Here is a 2,971-nt window from a genome sequence, read left to right on the forward strand (position 1 = left end):
GCTGATGGGATGGGCGTGGGCGTTGTGCGCTTTCGACAGGCCGGCGTAGGGCTGGTCGTAGCACACCACGTTGAATTGCGGCGTCAGGTATTTGAGCGTGTGCGCGAATGAGGCGGTGGTGGCCAACGAACCGTTAACCAAAATAATGGTTTTACGTGCGGCTGGGTTGGCGTAGTACTCGGTGTGCACGTTGTGACTGTATGCATGTACGACTGCGGTTTCTGGCCTCATGTCGTCTTCCTCCTTGGCGCAAGGTGGTGCTCGCATAAGCGGGGTAGCCGCTAAAAAGAGCCGTGTTGGGCAGACAGCAAAACGCCTGGACATGACAACTGAATGTCAGCCATGAAAATTTAGAAGTTATTGTTTTTAAAGCGGTTTAGGATCGAACAGCGCGGCTGGAACGCGGCACGGGGAGTGCGCGAAACAGTGCAGATGAACCAGGCAGGAATCCAACAGCGCAAAGCGCCAATAACCGGGGAAGTGCTTAGATGGTCGCTATGACTGGTGAGTCACGCTCTGACCTTGTGATTCGATTCAAGCAGCCGAGGATTTCATTTGCAAGCGCGGGCGGCTGCTTTTTCTGCAATTAAACCGCTCTGCGCCGGCCTGTCCGATGAGTGACCGGTTTTTCCTCCAGTCGCCTCCCTTCACTTTTGCAGCACGGCCAGGCTTTCGCCGGTGCTTGGGCAGGTTTGCGCGCCGAGGTAGCGCGAGCTGCTCAGCCACTTTTGTTGGGGGTAGTAGGCAAATACGTAGCTGCCGGTTTTCAGGGTGTCGATCAACTTGCCGGCAATGGCGGGGCGCACGGCGGGGCAACCTTGGCTGCGGCCCAAACGCCCGAGGCCGGGCACCACTTTCGGGTCGGCGTAGTCGGCGGCATGCATAACGATGGCGCGCGATTGGCTGTTGTCGTTAAAGCCCGGTTCCAGACCGAGCAGGCGCAGGGAGCGGCCATGTTTGCCGCTGTAGGTTTCGCCGGTCTGGTACAAGCCGATGGAGCTTTGGTAGCTGTTGGGCACGTTGGAGAACGAGGTGGCCAGGTCGGCGCCGCTGTTTTTGCCGTGGGCGACCCACTCTTCAAACAGCAGTTTTTTCTGCTTGAGGTCGAACACCCACAGGCGTTTTTCCCGCGAGGGTTTGGAGTAGTCGATAACGGTGAGCAGCTTGTTTGGATCGGTCGCGCTGGCGCAGTGGTAGGCGGTGAGGGCGAGCTTGAGTGCGCTGAGGCTGGCGGTGGGCGCCAGGCGTTGCAGGTCCGCGGCGCTGGGCAGTGGCTGCGCCTGGGCGTGGAAACCGGTGGTGATTAGCAGCAGGCCGCAGGTGCCCGCCAAGCGCCGCAGGGCGCTCCCCCATACGTATCGAATAAACAATTGCACAGCCCTGTTTGAGTCGTTCTGGTTATGGCCAAACGCGCGCATTGTGCCTAATTGCGCCGGGCTTGCGGTCAATTTTTGATCAGCGGTTATTTGCCTTTGTCGGTCTCGGTGGTGATCACGGTGAAGTTGCCGTTGCTGCGGGTTTCCGAGGTGGAGGCCAGGTCGGTGATGACCAGGGTGGTGCCAACGTCCATGGCCGCGTGCAGGTTGCGCAAAAATTCGGGGCTGACATTCAGCGCGCCGAGTTGCTCACGGGGCGAGTTGCCGTATTCGGGGTGGGTCACTTGCACGGCCGACCAATGCAGCGGCTGGGCTGGCACCAGGTCGGGATTGGCCGGTTTTTCCAGTAGCGAAAACACCGCCATGCCGCGCGGCTGGGCGCTGCTGTCGACGGAGATGACCGGCGCGCTGCCCACCAGTTGGCCGCCGCGAAACACATAGGCGCGCAGGTCGGCGCGGCTGATCAATACCGACAGCGGGCCGGCGGCGCTACCGGGGTCGTTCCAGAACAGCTCAGTGCTCAGCACCGCCGTGGCCACCGGCTTACCGTCGCTTACGGTCGGCGCCAGCAGGCCGGGGTGATAGACCGATACCGGGGCGCTGTGGGCGTCGGAAACGATCACCGTGGTGGAGCTAAAGCCGGTGGTGTCGAACAGCTTTTTGGCGAACTCGATAGGCAAGCGCACGCAGCCGTGGGAGGCGGGGTAGCCGGGTAAATGGCCCGCATGCAGGGCGATGCCATCCCAGGTCAGACGCTGCATATAGGGCATAGGCGCTTCGTTGTAGAGGTCGGATTTATGCTCGACGCTTTTCTGCAAAATGCTGAATACGCCGGTGGGTGTTTCCCGGCCTTTTTTGCCGCTGCTAACCGTGCTCACGCCAATGGCGATGCCGTTGCGGTACACGTAGGCGCGTTGCTCGGTGAGGCTGACCACCACCGTCACCGGGCCTTGCGGCGACACTTGCGGGTACCAGAGAAACTGGCCGGGCTTGAGGGTTTGCAGCTGTTGGCGCAGCTCCTCGGCCGAGGGGATAGGGGTCAAGGTGGGCGGCGTTACAACCGCGCCGGTCAGGCTGATGACCACTAACAAACCTGCACACAACAACAGCGCTTTCATCCCTGCCCTCCAAAACGACTGGTTAGGTTTTGAGCCCGTAGTGGCGACTTTAGTCCCGATTTTTTTGCCGGCCAATGCCACGTTAGTCGTCGTTCGGCACACCCCGCTGCATCGGGGGCCGGTGCGCGCAGCACACCCTACGGGCTCAAGTGCCGAGTACTGGCGCACCCTGCGATTTCTTCGGCGGTGAGCGCGCGGTAATCGCCAGGCGCCAGGCTTGGGTCCAGCTGTAGGGCGCCGACGCTTTCCCGGTGCAAGCGCACAACCTTGTTTTGAAAGTGGCCAAACATGCGCTTTACCTGGTGGTAGCGGCCTTCGTAGAGGGTCAGCCGTGCGCTGTGCGTGGTCAAAATTTCCAGCTCGGCGGGCAGGGTGGTGAGGTCTTCGTAGGCAAAATACAAACCCTGGGCGAATACCTCGATGTACTCGGCGGTGATCACCTGCTCGGTTTCGACGTAGTAGACCTTGGGCTGTTTG

3 protein-coding genes and 1 pseudogene are annotated in these 2,971 nt (G+C 60.8%); all 4 read right to left on the minus strand.

The window, feature by feature from the left end:
• Positions 1 to 231 (minus strand): alpha/beta fold hydrolase (locus AAAB16_RS19580; protein ID WP_369335450.1); only part of this gene is annotated, 231 nt, incomplete at its 3' end.
• Between the two features lie 416 nt (positions 232 to 647).
• Positions 648 to 1,376: a murein L,D-transpeptidase catalytic domain family protein gene (locus AAAB16_RS19585; protein ID WP_340664835.1), complete on the minus strand. Its 729-nt coding sequence runs from the start codon at positions 1,374 to 1,376 to the stop codon at positions 648 to 650.
• 86 nt (positions 1,377 to 1,462) lie between these two features.
• Positions 1,463 to 2,494, minus strand: a complete 1,032-nt coding sequence (locus tag AAAB16_RS19590; RefSeq protein ID WP_340664836.1) for a L,D-transpeptidase — start codon at positions 2,492 to 2,494, stop codon at positions 1,463 to 1,465.
• 137 nt (positions 2,495 to 2,631) lie between these two features.
• Positions 2,632 to 2,971 (minus strand): annotated as a pseudogene (locus tag AAAB16_RS19595) (16S rRNA pseudouridine(516) synthase); the annotation flags it as partial.

This window comes from Pseudomonas sp. (genome assembly GCF_037994325.1).
Classification (GTDB): domain Bacteria; phylum Pseudomonadota; class Gammaproteobacteria; order Pseudomonadales; family Pseudomonadaceae; genus Aquipseudomonas.

Excerpts from the sequence above, each read along its gene's own strand:
- AAAB16_RS19590 (WP_340664836.1), bottom strand. The coding sequence starts at position 2,494 with ATGAAAGCGCTGTTGTTGTGTGCAGGTTTGTTAGTGGTCATCAGCCTG.